Source organism: Actinophytocola sp., from assembly GCF_036378875.1.
In the GTDB taxonomy this organism is placed as follows: domain Bacteria; phylum Actinomycetota; class Actinomycetes; order Mycobacteriales; family Pseudonocardiaceae; genus Actinophytocola.
Map to the genome: position 1 here is coordinate 1 of NZ_DASUVO010000136.1, position 18857 is coordinate 18857.

An 18857-nucleotide genomic window follows, 5' to 3' on the forward strand; every position below is an offset into this window, starting at 1 on the left:
GAGACCGAGGACAATTCCGGCTGGCTCCTGTCGGCGGACGGGTCCGAGCGACCCATCGCCCTGGGATCGAAGGCGCAGATGGCGTCCAGTATGTGGGATGCCGTCGTTTCGCTGATTCAGAAGTGAGCGTCCCTCGATACCCAGTACATAGTCTTCAGACAGGGAACCAGGAAAGAGTGGGTGGGATACGTCGTGAGTAAGTCCGCAAGCAGGCTGTTCACCAGCGAGTCGGTGACAGAGGGGCACCCTGACAAGATCTGTGACGCCATCAGCGACTCGGTGCTGGACGCTCTGCTGTCCAAGGACCCGAAGTCCCGCGTGGCGGTCGAGACGCTGGTGACGACCGGCCAGGTGCACGTGGCCGGTGAGGTCACCACCGAGGCCTACGCGGACATCCCGGCGCTCGTGCGCGAGACGATCCTGGAGATCGGCTACGACTCGTCGGCCAAGGGCTTCGACGGCAACTCCTGCGGCGTGAACGTGGCACTGGGCTCGCAGTCGCCCGACATCGCGCAGGGCGTCGACACCGCCTACGAGAAGCGGGTCGAGGCCGAGGAAGACGAGATCGCCAAGCAGGGCGCCGGCGACCAGGGCCTGATGTTCGGCTACGCGTGCACCGACACGCCGGAGCTGATGCCGCTGCCGATCGCGCTGGCCCACCGCCTGTCCCGCCGCCTGACCGAGGTCCGCAAGAACGGCCAGCTGCCGTACCTGCGCCCGGACGGCAAGACCCAGGTCACCATCGAGTACGCGGGCGACCAGGCCGTGCGCCTGGACACCGTCGTCGTGTCCTCGCAGCACGCTGACGGCGTCGACCTGGAGAAGCTGCTCGGCGTGGACGTGCGCGAGCAGGTCGTGCTGCCCGAGCTCGCCGGGCTGGAGCTGGACACCGAGAACGTGCGGCTGCTGGTCAACCCGACCGGCCGCTTCGTCATCGGCGGCCCCATGGGTGACGCGGGCCTGACCGGCCGCAAGATCATCGTCGACACCTACGGCGGCATGGCCCGCCACGGTGGTGGCGCCTTCTCGGGCAAGGACCCGTCGAAGGTGGACCGCTCCGCCGCGTACGCGATGCGCTGGGTCGCCAAGAACGCGGTCGCCGCCGGCCTCGCGTCCCGCATCGAGGTGCAGGTCGCCTACGCCATCGGCAAGGCGGCCCCGGTGGGCCTGTTCGTCGAGACCTTCGGCACCGAGACCGTCGACCCGACGAAGATCCAGGAGGCCATCTCCCAGGTCTTCGACCTGCGGCCGGCCGCCATCATCCGTGACCTGGACCTGCTCCGCCCCATCTACAAGCAGACCGCCGCGTACGGCCACTTCGGCCGTCCCGAGCTGGACCTGCCGTGGGAGCGCACCGACCGTGCGGACGCACTCAAGGCACTCGCGGGCGCCTGACCCCCTCCACTGGCTGTGGTACGCGGTCGTCGGAATCCTCCCGACCGCGTACCACGAGTGGGTGCTCTACGACCTGACGTGCCGGACGTGGGTGCTCCGGCACCTCAGTCGCGCTATGGTGCAGTTCACCTTCTGGTGGCTCGCGCTACTCGTGCCGGGACCGTGGTCACTCCGGTTCTCCATGGTGGCGCTCGGCTACCTGTTGAGTATTTACTTCTCGATCTCCTTCATGGAGGACGCCTGTGAGCGGCGCCTGCTGAAGGCCGGCTACCCGGCGGGCCTGAACCGCAAGATTCGCGAGGAAACCCCCGTTTCCGCCCGTGCTGAAACCGCGGCGTTCTACGCCTCGTTCTACCCGCCCGGCTGAGGGTGGCAGCCCCCTGCTCTGGTAGACCAGCGGGCATGACGTTCCCTGTGGCATCCTCGCGGCTCGCAACCGCACCTCAGGGGAACGTGGCGCAAACCAGCCACAAGTACGTGACCAAGCAAAACCCTCCGTCCCCGACGCAACCAACACATTGAATTCCGGGGAGGCGGAACAGTCATGACCGGCGGGCGCGAGGTGCGCAAAGGGGAGAGGCGGCCGGCGGCCAACCTTCCGGTCGCCCGGGTGTACGTCGACGTCCCGCTGCACCACCTCGACCGGCCCTTCGACTACTTCGTGCCAGAGGAGCTCGACGAGGCCGCGGTGCCCGGTTGCCGGGTGCGGTTGCGGTTCGCCGGGAAGCAGGTCGACGGGTTCCTTCTCGAGCGGGTCGCCGAGTCCGACTTCGACGGACGGATGGAGTTCGTCGGCAAGGTCGTGTCCTCCGAGCCGGTGCTCACGCCCGACCTCGCGGCCATCGCCCGGGGTGTTGCCGACCGGTATGCGGGCAGGATGATCGACGTCCTGCGGCTCGCGATCCCGCCTCGGCACGCCAAGGTCGAGGCCGAGCCGCCGGCTGAGACCCCGGCGAAACCTGACCAGCCGGACACCAGGGCCTGGGCGCGCTATCCGCGGGGGCCCGCGTTCGTCGAGGCGCTCAGGAACGGTCGGCAGGCGCACGCCGTCTGGCAGGCGCTGCCCGGTGAGGACTGGCCGGCCCGGCTCGCGGAGTTGGCCGCCACGGCCGCGGCGAGCGACCGGGGTGCGGTGCTCGTCGTGCCCGACTATCGGGATGTCGCGCGGCTGCACGCGGCGTGTGTCGAAAGAGCAGGCGAGGAGAACGTCGTCGCGTTGTCCGCCGACGCCGGGCCTGCCAAGCGGTACCGGGCCTGGCTCGCGGTCAAGCGGGGTACCGCTCGCGTCGTCGTCGGGACCCGGGCCAGCGTGTTCGCGCCAGTGCACCGGCCCGCCTTGTTCGTCGTGTGGGACGACGGGGACGACCTGCACGCCGATCCCCACGCGCCCTACCCGCACGTCCGCGACGTGCTCATCCAGCGGGCCCACAGCAGCGGCGCGTCCCTGCTCGTGGCCGGGTTCGCGCGCACCGCGGAGGCGCAGCTGCTCGTCGAGTCCGGCTGGGCGCCGGAGATCGTGGCCGCCCGGGACGACGTCAGGAGGGCGTCGCCGCGGATCACCGCGCTTGGCGAGTCCGACCAGCAGCTCGCGCGGGACCCCGCGGCCCGTGCGGCACGCATCCCGTCCGTCGCGTTCGAGGCTGCCAGGGAGGCACTGAAAGCCGGGCGGCCGGTGCTGGTGCAGGTGCCGCGCGGCGGGTACGTGCCCGCGCTCGCCTGCCAGCAGTGCCGTGGCCCCGCCCGCTGCCGGCGGTGCGCAGGGCCGCTCGGCCTGCCCAGCGGCACCGAGGCGCGGCCGCCGACCTGCCGGTGGTGCGGCGTGCCCGACACGGCGTTCCGCTGCGGGAACTGCGGCTCACGCCGGCTGCGCGCCATCGTCGTCGGGGCCAAACGCACCGCCGAGGAGCTGGGCCGGGCCTTCGCCGACGTGCCCGTGCTCGGCTCCGGCGGCGCGGACGTCCTCAAGGACGTGGCCGGCCGGCCCGCACTGGTCGTCGCCACGCCAGGGGCCGAGCCGGTCGCCGCGGGCGGGTACGGCGCCGCGTTGCTGCTCGACGGCTGGGCGCTGCTCGGCCGCGCCGACCTCCGCGCCAGCGAGGAGGCGCTGCGTCGCTGGATGGCGGCGGGCGCGCTCGTCCGGGGGGACGGGCGGGTCGTGGTACTCGCCGAGTCCGGGCTGCCGACCGTGCAGGCACTCGTCCGGTGGGACCCCGTGTGGCACGCCAGCCAGGAGCTGGCCGCCCGCACCGAACTCGGGTTCCCGCCGGCCGTCCGGATGGCGTCGGTCGACGGGCCGGCCAAGGCACTCGGCGTCTTCCTGGACGAACTGGGGCTCCCGGCCTCAGGCGAGATCCTCGGCCCGGTTCCGATCGGCGAGCCCGACCGCGACGGCAACACGGAGAAGGAACGTGCGCTCGTCCGCGCCTCCCGCGCCGAGGGGCGAGGGTTGGCCGCCGCCCTCGCCACCGCACAACACGCCCGCACCATGCGAAAAGAGCCGGACGCGATCCGCGTCCAACTCGATCCGCTCGAGCTGATCTAGCAGGGTCCCAGGACGAGTGCGCCGGCCCGCCCCCAGGTCGGGGTCGGCGGTCACCGGCTACTCCATCATCGACGGGCCGGTCATCGGGTCCTTTGCCGGGTCGTACGTCCACTCCCCGCTGATCACCTCGTTGCCGTCATCGAAGCCTTTGACGGCAACGCCACTGGGCACGTGCAGCCCGCCGACCTCCACGAGGAACAGCCCGTCCCGGACGACCGGCGGACAGTCGTAACCGATCGGCTCCCCGGTGTCCGGGTGCGGGTTCGTGGCGCGGAACGTCAGCGAGTCGACGCCCTGTGCCACACCGGCCAGCAGTCCGTGCGAGAAGTACGTCCCGTAGATGTTCGCGCCACCGCCCGCGGCCAGTGGAATCGGCTCGGCGCTCGGATCGGACACGGTCGCGCCCCAGGACCTCTTCGAGCCTTCGCTGAGGACCTCGCCGTTCTCACAGAACCCCGGTTTGCCGCTGTTGTCGCTGAACGCGGTCACGCGTACGAGAGAGCCGCTGTCGAGTCCGATGCCTCTCCCGGGGCGTGCGCGCGTGACCGTGAACACCGGCTGCCATGTCGACCGAGGCGCGTACTCGGCCACACGTGGACTGGTCGCGACCGCCGCCCAGCAGCGGTCGAGATCCTCGTCGGACTGCGCGTTCGGCCGGCTGACGGTGAGCTGGGGAGACGACCCGGGCACCGTGGTGGCGGACGGGAGCGCCGTTGTGCCGGCCCGGTAGCCGTCGGACGTGCCGGACATCGGCTGACCGACGATGACGGCACCGGCCGCCACCACGGCGACCGCCGCGGCCACGGACAGCGGAGCCCGGTAGCGGGATCGTGGCGGCACCGCGTTCACCCTGGTCCGGATGCGGTCGCGGACCTCGGGTGGCAGCGGCGAGTGGGGTGGCAGGTCGAGATCTTTCATGGCTGTTCCCTGAGTTTGGTGCGGAGCTTGGCCCGCGCGCGGGAGAGTCTGGAGCGGACGCTGACCTCGGCGACGCCGAGGAACTCGGCGGCGTCGGGCACGGGCAGTTCGCCGAGCAGGCAGAGTTCGACCGCCTGCCGCTCGGCGCGTGGCAGGGACCGGACGGCCGCGAGGATCCGGGCCATCCGGGCGTCACCGTCGACGCGCCGGGCGACGTCGTCGGCGTGGTCGGCGGAAACGGACGAGTCCGGCACGCGGCGCAGCGCGTGCAGGAACCGGGTCGTGCCGCGTCGCTCGTCGCGGGCCAGGTTGCCGGCCACCGTGTACAGCCACGGCAGGGCCGAGTCCCTGACCAGCCGCATCTCGCGGCACTTGCGCCAGGCCAGCAGGAACGTGCTGGACGTGAGGTCCTCGGCCTGGCTCCACGACGCGGTCAGCCGGTACGCGTGGTTCCAGACCGCCTCCACATGGCGTTCGAACAGCTCACCGAAGGCCTGCCGGTCTCCATCGGCGGCACGGCTCCACAGCTCCACGTCCGACGCGATGGCGGCCCCCCGGGGTGGCTTCGCGATGGTCACATGAACAAGTGGCCGATGTGGCACTCGTGTTGCATCTTCGCGGCACCCGAGTGGCACTGAATAGACTGTCGTCCGCTGCCACGCGACCCCGATCGGAGCAATGTGACCGTCCAGCCCATCCGCCTCTTCGGTGACCCCGTGCTGCGGACCCCCGCCGCGGAGGTCGTCGACTTCGACAAGGAGCTGGCCACGCTCGTCAAGGACCTCTGGGACACCATGGAGGACGAGGGCGGCGCCGGCCTGGCCGCGCCACAGCTCGGCGTCGGCCTGCGCGTGTTCACCTACCACTGCGACGGGTTCGCCGGCCACCTCGTCAACCCGACCTGGACCGCGGTCGACGAGGAGATCCAGGACGGCGAGGAGGGCTGCCTGTCGATCCCCGGCCTCTACTGGCACTGCCAGCGGGCGAAGAACGTCGTCGCCAGGGGCTGGAACATGCACGGTGAGCCGGTGGAGATCGAGGGCACCGACCTGCTGGCCCGCTGTATCCAGCACGAGACCGACCACCTCGACGGCGTCCTGTTCGTCGACCGGCTCGACGACCAGACCAGGAAGGCGGCGATGAAGGCCATCCGCGCGGCCGACTGGTTCGACGGGGGCACGCCGACGATCAAGGAAAGCCCGCATTCGCTGTTCGGCGGTGCCGTCTAGATGCGGTTGGTATTCGCTGGCACCCCCGAGGTCGCACTCCCGTCCCTGCGCGCGCTGATCGACTCGCCGCGGCACGAGGTCATCGCGGTCGTCACCCGCCCGGACGCGCCGGCGGGCCGTGGCCGCCACCTCGTCCGGTCCCCGGTCGGCGCGCTCGCGGACGAGCACGGCATCGAGGTGCTCACCCCGGCCAAGGCGTCCGACCCGGCGTTCCTCGAGCGGCTGCGGGAGCTGGCGCCCGACTGCTGCCCGGTGGTCGCGTACGGGGCGCTGCTGCCGCAGAAGGCACTCGACATCCCGTCGCACGGCTGGGTGAACCTGCACTTCTCTGTGCTGCCGGCGTGGCGGGGCGCCGCCCCGGTGCAGGCCGCGGTCAGGCACGGCGACGAGATCACCGGGGCAAGCACGTTCCGGATCGTGAAGGAGCTCGACGCCGGTCCGGTGTTCGGCGTGCTGACCGAGGCCATCCGGAGCGAGGACACGGCCGGTGTGCTGCTCGACCGGCTCGCCGAGGCAGGCGCAGGGCTGCTGGTGTCCACTCTGGACGGTATCGAGGACGACACGCTGCGGGCCGTCGAACAGCCGGCCGACGGCGTCACCTACGCGGCCAAGATCACCACCGAGGACGCCCGGCTGGACTTCTCCGCGCCGGCCGTCGCCGTGGACCGGCTTGCCCGCGCGGTCACCCCCGACCCCGGCGCGTGGGCGGAGTTCCGCGACGAGCGGATCAAGCTCGGCCCGGTGAAGCGCGTCGTGGCGGACTCGCTGGCACCGGGTGAGCTGCGGGTCGAGCGCAAGCGGGTACTCGTCGGCACCGCGACCGACCCGGTCATGCTCGGCGAGGTGCAGGCACCGGGAAAGAGACGGATGGCGGCCACCGACTGGGCACGGGGCGCACGAGTCGAACCAGGAGAGCGACTGAAGTGACCCAACCACGACGGCGCCCCGCGCGGTTTTCCCGGCCCCGCTCGCCCCACCCGCCCAAACAACCCAACGGGCCGGGTCGGCCACCGGTCGAGGACCCCGCCCGCCAGGCGGCGCTGGACACCCTGCGCGAGGTCCGCGCCCGGGACGCGTACGCGAACCTCCTGTTGCCCCAGATCCTGCGTGAGCGTCGCATCACCGGCCGGGACGCCGCGCTCGCGACCGAGCTGGCCTACGGCGCGTGCCGGTGCATCGGGTTGCTCGACGAGGTCCTGGCCGCGTGCGTGGACCGGTCGCTGGCCAAGGTGGAGCCCGTGTTGCTCGACGTGCTGCGGCTCGGCTGCTACCAGCTGCTGCGCACGAGGATCCCGTCGCACGCGGCCGTCGCCTCCACCGTGGACCTGGTGCGTGCCGAACACGGGTCTCGCAGTAGCGGGTTCGTGAACGCCGTGCTGCGCAGGGTCGCCGAGCGGACCGAAGACGAATGGCTGGACGAGCTCGCGCCGGACCCGGAGAAGGACCGGATCGGCAACCTCGCCATGCGTGAGGCGCACCCGAAGTGGGTGGCCCGCGCGTTCGCCGACTCCCTCGGCACGACAGGGGAGGAGCTGCGGGACGCGCTCGCGGCCGACAACGAGCGGCCGGCCGTGCACCTCGTGGCCAGGCCCGGGGAGATCACGGCCGAGGAGCTGGCGGCGATGACCGGCGGCGAGGTCGCGCCGTACTCCCCGTACGGGGTGCGGTTGGCGGCCGGTGCCGGCGACCCGGCCGGGCTGGACCCGGTGCGGGAGCGGCTGGCCTCCGTGCAGGACGAGGGCAGCCAGCTCTGCGCGGTCGCGCTGACGCGGCCGACCGTCGAGGGCGAGGACACCCGCTGGCTCGACCTGTGTGCCGGGCCGGGCGGGAAGTCCGCGCTGCTCGGCGCGTTACTGGGTATCCAGGGCGGACGGCTGGACGCGGTGGAGAAGGCGCCGCACCGGGCCCGGCTCGTGGAGCAGGCGACGGAGGGACTGCCCGCCGTTGTGCACGTCGGCGACGGGCGGTCGCCGGCCGCGCTCGGGCTCGCCGCCGGCACGTTCGACCGGGTGCTGGTGGACGCGCCGTGCACCGGTCTCGGCTCGCTGCGCAGGCGCCCCGAGTCACGGTGGCGGCGGCAGCCGTCGGACGTCGGAGAGCTGACGAAGCTCCAGCGTGAGCTGCTGCTGACGGCCATCGAGCTGACCCGGCCGGGCGGCGTGATCGGGTACGTGGTGTGCTCGCCCCACCTGTCGGAGACGGTCGGCCTCGTGTCCGACGTCGTGCGGCGGACCGGGGTGACGCCCCTGGACACCCGCGAGTCGTTCCCCGACATGCCCTACCTCGGTGACGGCCCGTACGTGCAGCTGTGGCCACACCGGCACGGCACCGACGCCATGTTCTGCGCGTTGCTGCGCAAATGAGCCATGTAGCTGTTATCGCCATGGGCGGCACCATCGCCATGGCGCCGAGCGCGAGCGGGGGGATCGTGCCAGCACTTGGGGCGGACGACCTCGTCGCCTCGGTACCGGGCCTCGCCGAGCTGGCCGTCACGATCACCACGGAGTCGTTGCGGTCCCTGCCAAGCCCGTCGCTGGGCTTCGCGGACCTGGTCGCGCTGTCGGTGCGGGTCCAGGAGGAGATCGCCGCGGGCGCCATCGGGGTCGTGATCACGCACGGCACGGACACGATCGAGGAGACCGCGTTCTTCCTGGACCTCACGGTGCCCTCGGCAGAGCCAGTGGTCGTGACCGGGGCCATGCGGCACGCGCAGTCGGCCGGGCCGGACGGTCCGGCGAACCTGTACGCGGCGATCCGGGTGGCACTGTCCCCGGCCGCTCGCGGTCTTGGCACGCTGGTCGTGATGTCGGACGAGGTCCACGGCGCCCGGTTCGTCCGCAAGAGCCACACCAGCAGCACGGGCGCGTTCGTCTCGCCCGGCTTCGGCCCGCTGGGGCTCGTGGTGGAGGGCGACCCACGGGTGCGCGGCGTGGCCCGCCCCGGCCTGACACTCCCGGCCGACCCGCGAGTTGCCGAAGTCCGGGTGGGCCTGATCACGGTCGCGATGGGAGACGACGGACAACTGCTCCAACGCGCCGGTGACCTGTTCGACGGGCTCGTCATCGCCGGGCTCGGCGCCGGGCACGTGCCAGCGGCCATGGTGCCGGTGGTGGCCGAGCTGGCGGGGCGGGTCCCGGTCGTCCTGTCCACCAGGACAGGAGCGGGCTCGGTGCTGCGGCAGACCTACGGCTATCCCGGCTCCGAGCGCGACCTGCTGGACCGTGGTCTGATCCAGTCGGGATTCCTGGATCCCGCCAAGTCACGCGTACTGCTGACCCTCCTGCTGGCGGTCGGCGCGGACCGGGAGACGATCACCGAGGCCTTCGACCGCTACCGGTGAGCAAGCCACGCCCTACCCGGGGGTAATAGGCTCGTGGGTGTGTCACGAACACCCATGATCGCGCCCAGCATCCTTGCCGCGGACTTCGCCCGGCTCGCCGAGGCGGCCGATGCCGTCAAGGGGGCTGACTGGCTGCACGTCGACGTGATGGACGGCCACTTCGTCCCGAACCTGACCCTTGGACTCCCTGTGGTCAAGGCCATCCTGGCCAGCACCGACATCCCCGTCGACTGCCACCTCATGATCGACGACCCGGACCGGTGGGCCCTCGGCTACGCCGAGGCCGGCGCGCACAACGTCACAGTCCACGCCGAGGCGGCCGCCGATCCCGTGAAGCTCGCCCACGACATCCGTGCCGCCGGCGCGAAGGCCGGATTGTCGATCAAGCCGAGGACCCCGTTCGAGCCCTATGTGGAATTGCTGAGCCACTACGACACGTTGCTGGTGATGTCGGTCGAGCCAGGGTTCGGCGGACAGGAGTTCATCCCCGAGGTGCTCGACAAGGTGCGCAAGGCCCGCCGGCTCGTGGACGCCGGCGAGCTGACCGTCATCGTCGAGATCGACGGCGGGATCAACTCCGACACGATCGAGCAGGCCGCCGAGGCGGGTGTCGACTGCTTCGTCGCCGGTTCGGCGGTGTACGGGGCGGCCGACCCGGCCAAGGCGATCGAGGCGTTACGGGACCAGGCGAGGGTGTCGACAGGAAAGGCGCGGTAGAGGTGTTCACGGGGATCGTCGAGGAGCGCGGCGAGGTCGTCGCCGTCCAGGACCTGCCGGACGCCGCGCGCGTCACCATTGCCGGACCGCTCGTCACCAGCGACGCGAAGCTCGGCGACTCGATCTCCGTCAACGGGGTGTGTCTGACCGTCGTCGAGGTGGCGGAGGGGGCGTTCACCGCCGACGTGATGCGCGAGACGCTCGTGCGCAGCAGTCTCGACAAGATCGCCCCGGGCGAGCCGGTCAACCTGGAACGCGCCGCGGAGGTCGGCAAACGGTTCGGCGGGCACATCGTGCAGGGCCACGTCGACGGCACCGGGGTGGTCGTGGCCCGCGAGTCGACCCCGCACTGGGACATCGTCCGCATCGGCATTCCTCCCAGGCTGGCGCGCTACCTGGTCGAGAAGGGCTCGATCACGGTCGACGGCGTGTCCCTCACGGTCGTCGAGGTTGGCGACGACTGGTTCACCGTCAGCCTGATCCCCGAGACGCTTCGTGCCACCACGCTCGGCGTCCGCACCGCCGGGGACCGGGTGAACCTCGAGGTGGACGTCGTCGCGAAGTACGTGGAGCGGTTGGCCTCACCACACTTGGGCGGAAAAGTCCCCGCGCGGGAGCACAATGGCGGCACGGCGGAGGAGTCTCGATGACCAACATCGAAGGTATTGAGCGGGCGATCAGCGACATCGCGGCCGGTCGCCCGGTGATCGTGGTCGACGACGAGGACCGTGAGAACGAGGGCGATCTGATCTTCGCGGCCGAGAAGGCCACGCCGGAGCTGATCGCGTTCATGGTCCGCTACACCTCCGGCTACATCTGCGTTCCGCTCACCGCGGCCGACTGCGACCGACTCAACCTGCCGCCGATGTTCCACACCAACCAGGACGTCCGCGGCACCGCCTACACCGTCACGGTCGACGCGAAGGTCGGGGTGTCCACCGGCATCTCCGCCGCCGACCGGGCCCACACCATCCGTCTCCTCGCCGACGAGACCGCGGAGGCCGGCGACTTCAACCGTCCCGGCCACGTCGTTCCGTTGCGTGCCAAGGAAGGCGGCGTCCTGCGCCGGCCTGGGCACACCGAGGCCGCCGTCGACCTGGCCCTCCTGGCCGGCTTACGTCCGGCCGGCGTGCTCTGCGAGATCGTGTCGCAGAAGGACGAGGGCGACATGGCCCGCCGCGAGGAGCTCGAGATCTTCGCGGCCGAGCACGACCTGGCGATCATCTCCATCGCCGATCTCATCGACTACCGCCGCCGCAAGGAGGTGCAGGTCGCCCGGGTCGCGGAGGCCCGCATCCCCACCCCGCACGGCGCGTTCCGCGCGGTCGGCTACGACTCGAAGATCGACGGCATCGAGCACGTCGCCCTGGTCTACGGCGAGATCGACGACGGCGAGAACATCCTGGTCCGCGTCCACTCCGAGTGCCTGACCGGCGACGTGTTCGGCTCACTGCGCTGCGACTGCGGCCCGCAGCTGGACGCCGCCATGGCCGCGGTGGCCGCCGAGGGTCGCGGCATCGTGCTCTACATGCGTGGCCACGAGGGCCGCGGCATCGGCCTCATGCACAAACTGCAGGCCTACCAGCTGCAGGACGACGGCCACGACACCGTTGACGCGAACCTGGCGCTCGGCGTGCCGGCGGACGCCCGCGACTACGGCCAGGGCGCGCAGATCCTCGTCGACCTGGGCGTGAAGTCGATGCGGCTACTGACGAACAACCCGGCCAAGCGCGTCGGCCTGGACGGCTACGGCCTCGCGATCGTCGACCGCGTGCCGCTGCCGATCCGCCCGAACGCCGAGAACCTGCGGTACCTGCAGACCAAGCGCGACCGCATGGGCCACGAACTGGGCGACTTAGACCTGGTCGAAGGAACCTCCCAGGCCTAGGGAATCTCCAGCGCCCTGATGATCGGCTCGACGTCCAGCTCGGGGTCGGCGGTGTGTGCGGCGCGTAGCGCTCCGGTCAGCACGGTCATCAGCATCTCGACGACCACGTTGGCGTCGAACGGGTGGTCGCTGGTCAGGTAATCCCTCGCGAGCTGGTCGGCCGCCGTCATGTAGAGGCGCACGACCAGCCGGATCGCGGGGCGGTCGTAGTCCAGGCCCAGGTTCTCGCACAGCCTGAGGTTCCCTCGGTCGCGGATGTCGTCGAACTTCTCGGCCTCGGGTCCTGGTGTGCGCAGGATCAGGTTCAGTGCCACGTCGCGGTGGTCGGCCAGGTAGGCCAGGTGCGCGGCGTGGGACTGCCTGACCCGCCTGCCCAGTGGGATGTCGGGGTCGATGACGTGCAGGTCGAGCACCTCACAGCCGATCTGGCACAGCACCTCGTGGTAGAGGCCCTGCTTGCTGCCGAAGTGGTGGAACACCAGCCCGTGCGCGACGCCAGCCGCCCTGGCGATGTCGGCCACCTTCACGTCCTCGTACGCCGAGGTCATGAACTGCTCGCGTGCCGCCGCGAGCACCTTCTCCCGCGTCAATGCCGCGGCCGCCTGGCGGCGGGTCGGGGTGGTGGCTGACGGCACGAGCTGCTCCTTTTCCGTGTTCGGTTTCCACGCTAGCAGTCGTTGACTTCGAGTCAGCCAGTTGTGTTAGATTGATTGAGAGTCATTGACTCAAAGTCAACTACTGAGGGGAGTGGACGATGTCCACCGTTCTGATCATTGGCACGACCGGCACGGTCGGCGGTCTCGTGCTCGAGGAGGCGCTCCGCCGGGACCTCGACGTGCGGGCTCTGGTGCGGGACAAGAAGCGGGCGAGCGGCCTGTCCGACGCCGTCGAGCTGGTCGAGGGCGATCTCGGCGACCGCGACGCGGTGCGTGCGGCGCTGGCCGGCACACGGGCCGCTCTCTACGTCTCCCCGCACGAAGCCAACGAGGTCGAGCTGGCGCGGATCTTCGGCGAGGAGGCCGAGCGCTCGGGCACGCGCCTGGTGTTCGGCGGGTTCCACATCCCCGATCCCGCCGAGCGCGCGGCGGCGGCGCGTGCGATCCCGGCGTACGAGGCCAAGCTGCGGCTCGCCGCCTCGCTGGCCGACTCGAGTACACGACCCGTGATGGTCAACCTCCCCAACTTCGCCCAGAACGACGAGATCTTCCGTGAGGACATCCTGGGCGGGACGTTCCCGACGCCCCTGCACCCCGACGGGGTCAACCGGGTCGACCTGCGCGACGCGGCGGAAGTGATCACGACCGCGCTGGCCGACCCGGACTTCCCGGCGGGCTCCTACAAGGTCGTGGGCCCGGAGTCCCTGAGCGGTGAACAGAGCGCGCGGATCTGGGCCGAGGAACTGGGCCGGCCCGTGCGCTACACCGGTGACGACCCGAACTGGCGCGAAGCGCTCGCGGCACGGCTGTCCGGCCGGAAGCTCGAGGACTGGATCCGCAGCTTCGAGTTGCTCGGCAGCATGCCGCTCCCCACCGACCCGGCCGACGTCGAGGCCACGACCGAACTGCTGGGCCACGCACCCCGCTCCTTCCGCGACTACGTGCACCACACAGCCACCCACTGGCACTGAACCGCGCGAGTCGCGCGTTCGGCCCCGGCGAGTCGCGCGTTCAGCCCCCGCGAGTTGCGTTTTCGGGAACGCCCGCGGGGCGGGAATCGTCGTGGGGGATGACCGGCGGGACGGCGTCGATCGGACAAGGGGATAATCGGGCCCGTGAGTGGTGAAGGCCGTCCCGAGGTCGAGGTCCAGGAGTGCGAGGGGATTCGCCTCGCGATCGCGGCGACCCGATGGCACGACAAGATCACGTCGACCCTGCTGGAGCGTGCGCTGGTCGCCGCCGCGAAGGCGGGGATCAAGGAGCCGACCGTGGTGCGCGTGCCCGGCGCGGTCGAGCTGCCGGTGGTGTGCCAGGCGCTTGCCAAGCACCATGACGCGGTCGTCGCGCTCGGTGTGGTGATCCGCGGCGGCACCCCGCACTTCGAGTACGTGTGCGACGCGGTGACCTACGGCCTCACCCGCGTGTCGCTCGACGAGTCGACCCCGGTCGGCAACGGCGTGCTGACGTGCAACACCGAGGAGCAGGCACTGGCCAGGTGCGGCCTGCCGGACTCGGCGGAGGACAAGGGCTTCGAGGCGACGGTCGCCGCGCTCGACACCGCGATGGTCGTCCGCGGGCTGCGCCAGCCGTGGACGGAACGAGGGTTCGCGTGAGCATGTACGTGGCCCGGCCCCACAAGGCGCGGGTGATCGCGGTCGCCGTCGCGGTGTTCTTCCTCGCGGTGTTCGTCGTCGTGGCGGTGCTGTTGCGCAACGACACGACCGGCGTGAACTTCTACGTGTCCGACCAGGTCGCGATGGCCGGGATCGGTCTCGTGCTGGCATGTGGCGCGCTGTGGTTCGCCCGCCCGAGGGTGCGTGCCGACCGCGATGGCGTCGAGGTCCGCAACATGCTCGGCACCCGCCGTTACGCGTGGTCGGACGTCGAGGCCGTGAGCTTCCCGGACGGCTCACCGTGGGCCCGGCTGGAGCTGCCGGACGACGAGTACGTGCCCATCGTCGCGGTGCAGGCCATCGACGGTGAGCACGCGGTCACCGCGATGCGCGAGCTGCGCCGCCTCCGCCGCGAGGCCGCCGTCGAGGCGCCTTGAGTTACGAGCATCACATTCCTCCAGTTGGTTGAATGAGCGCTGAACCATTTGACGTGCGTACGCGTAAGGCCCGGTGTTCCCTGACTGCCGAGACACCCCAATGGAGGCCCGGCTTGACTGCTGTCGAACCCACCACACCCATGAACACCCCCACGACCGGACCCCGGTCGCGCCGTGATGTCCTGTGTGGCCTGCTGGTCGCGCTCGTCGCACCAGGCGCGGTGGTCACCGCGTGTTCCTCCAGCGACGACACCTCGGGCAGCGGCGCCACGACGAGCGACAACAACTCCGGCACGTCCGCCGGCAACGGCTCGTCGTCCTCGGGGCTGGCCGCACTCTCAGACGTGCCGGACGGCGGCGGTCTGATCGTGGACAACCCCGACGGCGGCAAGATCCTCCTCGTCCGTACCGGCACCGAGGTCAAGGCGTACAACGCCGCCTGCACCCACATGGGCACCATCGTCAGCGCCCCGGCCGACGGCGTCGCGACCTGCTCGGCGCACGGCAGCGAGTTCTCCACGACGGACGGCTCGGTCAAGAAGGGCCCGGCGACCTCGGCGTTGGCCACGGTCAACGTGACAGTGAGCGGCGACCAGGTCGTTCTCGCCTGACTCACAGACTCCCCGGGCAAACGTGAGCCCCATTCGGCTTATAGCCACGGTGGCTGATCCTGGTTACGGTCATCTCGTCCCTACCAGGACCGCGTGTGCCCGGGGAGTCACGTCATGCGATCAACGGCGATCGGTTTCCTCGCAGCTCTGCTCGTCAGCGGCCTGACGGTCGCCACCCCCGCGGTCGCGGACGACCGTCCCACCGCCATCGTGTCCCTCGGGGACAGTGCCATCTCCGGTGAGGGCGCCGGCAACTACGAGCCGGGCACCCGGGGCGAGAACGGCGACTGGTGCCACCGCTCCCTGAACGCGCTCGTCCACCGGACCGCGGTCGCGAACAGAACGATCAACCTCGCCTGCTCGGGCGCCGACTCCGCCAATGTGTCACTCGCCGACACCACCCACTACACGGAAGGGTCGCAGGCCCGCCGCCTGATCGGTGTCGCCCAGCAGTATCGCGTCACCACGGTGATCGTCCAGGTCGGCGCGAACGACGAGCCGGCCTTCGCCGACACCGTGCTCGACTGCATCGGCGAGTGGTTCAACCCGTTCAGCGCCGGCTGCCACACCTACCTCCGCGCCCAGTGGCCGCAACGCCTTGCCGCCATGGCCCCGAGAGTTGAACGTGCCCTGGCCGACGTGCGCTCCGCGATGTCCCAGGCCGGCTACGCCACCGGCTCGTACAACCTCGTCCTGACCTCCTACGCGTCCCCGTTCACCGACCGCATGGACCCGATCCTGCACGGCCCGCAGGGCTGCCCGATCAAACTGGCGGACGGAAGATGGGCCCGCACCGAGGCCGTCCCACAGTTCGCGACGGCCCTGCGCGGCGTCGCCACCCGCAGCGGCGCGAAGTTCCTGGACTTCTCCCGCGCGACCGAGGGCCGCGAGGCCTGCAGCGGTTACGCCAATCCGGCCACCGAATGGCAGAACCGCATCACGGTCGACCCGTGGGCGTGGGTGACTGGCGGCCTGGACGCCATCGGTACTCACATGGCACAGGAATCCTTCCACCCCAACGCGAAGGGCCACGCACAGCTCGGCAGGTGCGTCACGGAGTTCGTGAACTCCGGCCGCGCCTCGGCCCAGTGCGTGGCGGGCGCGGACGGCAACCTCCATGCCGTGTAGGCAAAGGTGATCCGTTGGCGTGGGCTTCCCTTGCGCCTGCGGGAAATCCGGCGCCTGACAGCCGCGGCGGATAGTCTGGTCAGACTGGGAGGGTGGTGTCGATGCCCGAGAAACGCCCCCGCGTGCAGGCGCGCTACGTCGTCAGCGGGATCGCGCTCCTGATCGCCCTGATGGTCGCGTGGCCGGTGTACCTGGAAATCGCCACCCGCAGCGCCTTCAACAGCGGGGATTTACGCACGGTGCCCAACGCGATCGTCGTGCGGACCGAGGTGTACAGCGGTTACAACATGTCGCAGAACTGGCAGGAGTTGGAGATCGAAGTCGCTCTCCCGGGCTTCGTGACGTACGTCGTCTACAGCGACAGCCTCGACCTGTGGCCCGAGGAGGGCGAGATCGTGAGCGCGGGCCTGCTGGGCGACGAACTGGTCAGCCTCAACGGGCACTACGTCAGGGGCATGTTCCCGTTCGGCTACACCATCCTCCTCATGGCACTGGCCGGGACAACCGTCTGTGCCGCGGTCATGTTCATCCGCCGTCGGTCGAGGGCACCGCAGGACCTGCTTCTCGAGACGGGCTTCGTCAGTTGGTTCGCCGTATGGGCCTTCCTGCCGATCGGGCTGGTCTTCGACACGTCCTTCGACTCGCCGTGGTGGCCCGTCATCGGGTGGGGCGGGAGCGTCCTGCTGTTGCTGGCCGTCTTCATGCGCAAGTACGTCAGCGTGCACCGGACATGGCGAACGGAGGTGGCGGGACTCAGCGGAGCACACCCGCAGGACTGAGCCTGTGTTGCGTCTGTATGTAACGATCCCTACAGTGAGGGCATGGCCGCACATACAGACGAGGCGAAGGTCGCCCAGTCGCGAGAGGTGCTGCTCGACGTCGCCGAGCGGCTCATGAGTCAGAAGGGCTACGCGGGCACCTCTGTCTCGGCCATCTGCAAGGGCGCCGGCGTCGCCGCCACCTCCCTGTACTGGCACTTCGGCAGCAAGGAAGGCCTGCTGGCCGCCGTGATGGAACGGGGCGCACGGCGGTGGTTCGCCGCGTTGCCGCGGTGGGACCAGCTCGACGGCGGTGTCCAGGCCCGCGCCGAGACGGTCGTACGGGGTGGGGCCGCCGCGGTCGGGGCGCATCCGGCGTTCCTGCGCGTGTTCTACATGTTGGCCCTGGAGGACCACGACGACGCGGCCGTGGCCGAGTTGATCGGACGGGTGCGTCAGCGGGCCGCCGACTACTTCCGGAGCCTGATCATCGGGATGCTCTCCGACGAGGAGCCGCACATCGCGGAGGCGGCGGCCACGGAGCTGACGCCGTTCGCGGTGGCGTACTCCGACGGGTGCTTCTTCGCCGCCAAGCTGGAGTCGGCCGACCTGTACCGCATGTACACCGATCTGCTCGCGGCTCTCCGCGCCCTCGCCCCGGCGGCGACAGACCGTGCCAGGCGAGAGGGGACAGGCTCGTGAGGCGCACCGCGCTGGTCACCGGCGGCACGGGCAGCCTCGGGTTCCAGACCGCCGCGGCTCTGGTCGCCGGTGGGTGGGACGTCGTGATCACCGGACGAAACGCTCGGGCGGTCGCGGCTGCCGCGGCCCGGCTCGGCGACGGCGCCGTCGGGCTGCCGTTGGATCTTGGCTCGCTGGCACAGGTCTGGCGGTTCGCTCGTGACGTGCCGGTGCCGCACGCGGTGGTGTGCAACGCGGGGATCCAGACCGTCTCCGGCACCGTCCTCACCGAGGACGGCATCGAGCAGACCTTCGGCGTGAACCACCTCGCGCATTTCCTTCTGGTGCGGGAACTGCTGCCACGGATGGCGCCGGGCGCGCGGGTCGTCATCGTCGCGAGCGACACCCACGACCCGGCCAGGCACACCGGCATGCCCGCCCCCGCCTACACCGACGCCCGATCGCTGGCCCACCCGACCGAAGGGGCGGACGTCCCCAGCACGGTCGGGCGGCGGCGCTACACGACGAGCAAGCTGTGCAACGTGCTCGCGACCTACGAGTTCGCCCGCCGGGTGCCATCGGAAACAGCCACCTTCACCGCGTTCGACCCTGGCCTCATGCCGGGCACGGGTCTGGCCCGTGACTACCGAGGCCCGCAGGCGTTCGCGTGGCGGTACCTCCTGCCGGCGCTGACGGTCGTTCCCGGGCTGAACATCCACACGCCCCGCCGGTCCGGCGCCGCCCTGGCGCGGCTCGTACTCGATCCGGCGCTGGCCGGCACGACCGGCGTGTACTTCTCTGGCCGACGCGAGATCCGGTCCTCGGCGGACTCCTACGACCTGGCCAAGGCGGCGGACCTGTGGGACACGAGTGTGCGGCTGACCGCGGACATACCGCGTCCGCGGCGCGACCGGTCGTAGCGGGTGGCCCCCGCGTTGTCGGTG

Annotated in this window: 21 protein-coding genes; 18 read left to right on the forward strand and 3 right to left on the reverse strand. The window is 70.7% G+C overall.

Features of this window, described 5'->3' with window-relative positions; all coding sequences use genetic code 11:
* Positions 1–192: 192 nt before the first annotated feature.
* The 3 genes from metK (at position 193) to VF106_RS39450 (ending at position 3937) form a co-directional block, all read left to right on the forward strand.
* Positions 193–1395 carry a methionine adenosyltransferase gene (gene metK, locus VF106_RS39440; RefSeq protein WP_330845109.1) on the forward strand — a complete coding sequence of 401 codons (1203 nt, stop codon included), beginning with the start codon at positions 193–195 and terminating at the stop codon, positions 1393–1395.
* Positions 1361–1762 (forward strand): DUF5313 family protein, encoded by a 402-nt coding sequence (locus VF106_RS39445; RefSeq protein WP_330845110.1) that lies wholly within the window; start codon positions 1361–1363, stop codon positions 1760–1762. Before metK ends, VF106_RS39445 begins: the two co-directional genes overlap by 35 nt.
* Positions 1763–1939: 177 nt before the next feature.
* A complete protein-coding gene (locus tag VF106_RS39450) occupies positions 1940–3937 on the forward strand; it encodes a primosomal protein N' (RefSeq protein ID WP_330845111.1) in 1998 nt (665 codons plus the stop codon).
* Positions 3938–3994: 57 nt separating this feature from the next.
* Here VF106_RS39450 and VF106_RS39455 read toward each other — a convergent pair whose 3' ends face one another.
* Both VF106_RS39455 and VF106_RS39460 read right to left on the reverse strand, forming a co-directional pair.
* Positions 3995–4855: a hypothetical protein gene (locus VF106_RS39455; protein ID WP_330845112.1), complete on the reverse strand. Its 861-nt coding sequence runs from the start codon at positions 4853–4855 to the stop codon at positions 3995–3997.
* The gene (locus VF106_RS39460; protein WP_330845113.1) at positions 4852–5433 is read right to left on the reverse strand and encodes an RNA polymerase sigma factor; all 582 of its coding nucleotides are present in this window, start codon (positions 5431–5433) and stop codon (positions 4852–4854) included. Before VF106_RS39460 ends, VF106_RS39455 begins: the two co-directional genes overlap by 4 nt.
* Positions 5434–5535: 102 nt before the next feature.
* On the opposite strand from VF106_RS39460, the gene def reads away from it, so the two are divergent.
* From def to VF106_RS39495, 7 genes are read left to right on the forward strand one after another with little or no spacing between them, the layout of a single operon-like run.
* A complete protein-coding gene (def, locus tag VF106_RS39465) occupies positions 5536–6084 on the forward strand; it encodes a peptide deformylase (protein WP_330845114.1) in 549 nt (182 codons plus the stop codon).
* Positions 6085–7011, forward strand: coding sequence for a methionyl-tRNA formyltransferase (gene fmt, locus VF106_RS39470; protein WP_330845115.1), 927 nt, complete (start codon positions 6085–6087; stop codon positions 7009–7011).
* Entirely contained in the window at positions 7008–8447 is a 1440-nt protein-coding gene (locus tag VF106_RS39475) for an RsmB/NOP family class I SAM-dependent RNA methyltransferase (protein ID WP_330845116.1), read from the forward strand. Before fmt ends, VF106_RS39475 begins: the two co-directional genes overlap by 4 nt.
* A complete protein-coding gene (locus VF106_RS39480) occupies positions 8444–9424 on the forward strand; it encodes an asparaginase (protein ID WP_330845117.1) in 981 nt (326 codons plus the stop codon). The genes VF106_RS39475 and VF106_RS39480 overlap by 4 nt, the downstream gene beginning before the upstream one ends.
* A 54-nt stretch (positions 9425–9478) precedes the next feature.
* Entirely contained in the window at positions 9479–10141 is a 663-nt protein-coding gene (rpe, locus tag VF106_RS39485; protein WP_330845135.1) for a ribulose-phosphate 3-epimerase, read from the forward strand.
* Positions 10142–10143: 2 nt separating this feature from the next.
* Positions 10144–10791 (forward strand): riboflavin synthase, encoded by a 648-nt coding sequence (locus VF106_RS39490; RefSeq protein ID WP_330845118.1) that lies wholly within the window; start codon positions 10144–10146, stop codon positions 10789–10791.
* Complete coding sequence (locus VF106_RS39495; RefSeq protein ID WP_330845119.1) at positions 10788–12029, forward strand: bifunctional 3,4-dihydroxy-2-butanone-4-phosphate synthase/GTP cyclohydrolase II; 1242 nt, start codon at positions 10788–10790, stop codon at positions 12027–12029. Before VF106_RS39490 ends, VF106_RS39495 begins: the two co-directional genes overlap by 4 nt.
* On the opposite strand, the gene VF106_RS39500 is transcribed toward VF106_RS39495, so the two are convergent.
* The gene (locus VF106_RS39500) at positions 12026–12664 is read right to left on the reverse strand and encodes a TetR/AcrR family transcriptional regulator (protein ID WP_330845120.1); all 639 of its coding nucleotides are present in this window, start codon (positions 12662–12664) and stop codon (positions 12026–12028) included. The genes VF106_RS39495 and VF106_RS39500 overlap by 4 nt on opposite strands.
* A gap of 119 nt (positions 12665–12783) precedes the next feature.
* On the opposite strand from VF106_RS39500, the gene VF106_RS39505 reads away from it, so the two are divergent.
* From VF106_RS39505 to VF106_RS39540, 8 genes are all read left to right on the forward strand, one after another.
* Positions 12784–13656: an SDR family oxidoreductase gene (locus VF106_RS39505; RefSeq protein ID WP_330845121.1), complete on the forward strand. Its 873-nt coding sequence runs from the start codon at positions 12784–12786 to the stop codon at positions 13654–13656.
* A gap of 144 nt (positions 13657–13800) precedes the next feature.
* Positions 13801–14298, forward strand: a complete 498-nt coding sequence (ribH, locus tag VF106_RS39510) for a 6,7-dimethyl-8-ribityllumazine synthase (protein WP_330845122.1) — start codon at positions 13801–13803, stop codon at positions 14296–14298.
* Positions 14299–14300: 2 nt separating this feature from the next.
* On the forward strand, positions 14301–14735 hold the full coding sequence (locus VF106_RS39515; RefSeq protein WP_330845136.1) for a PH domain-containing protein: 435 nt from the start codon (positions 14301–14303) through the stop codon (positions 14733–14735).
* Between the two features lie 113 nt (positions 14736–14848).
* Positions 14849–15346, forward strand: coding sequence for a Rieske (2Fe-2S) protein (locus VF106_RS39520; protein ID WP_330845123.1), 498 nt, complete (start codon positions 14849–14851; stop codon positions 15344–15346).
* Positions 15347–15460: 114 nt separating this feature from the next.
* Complete coding sequence (locus VF106_RS39525; protein WP_330845124.1) at positions 15461–16474, forward strand: GDSL-type esterase/lipase family protein; 1014 nt, start codon at positions 15461–15463, stop codon at positions 16472–16474.
* 101 nt (positions 16475–16575) lie between these two features.
* Positions 16576–17253: a hypothetical protein gene (locus tag VF106_RS39530; protein ID WP_330845125.1), complete on the forward strand. Its 678-nt coding sequence runs from the start codon at positions 16576–16578 to the stop codon at positions 17251–17253.
* A 42-nt stretch (positions 17254–17295) separates the two neighbouring features.
* Positions 17296–17934 (forward strand): TetR/AcrR family transcriptional regulator, encoded by a 639-nt coding sequence (locus tag VF106_RS39535; protein ID WP_330845126.1) that lies wholly within the window; start codon positions 17296–17298, stop codon positions 17932–17934.
* Entirely contained in the window at positions 17931–18833 is a 903-nt protein-coding gene (locus VF106_RS39540; protein ID WP_330845127.1) for an SDR family NAD(P)-dependent oxidoreductase, read from the forward strand. Before VF106_RS39535 ends, VF106_RS39540 begins: the two co-directional genes overlap by 4 nt.
* Positions 18834–18857: the final 24 nt, after the last annotated feature.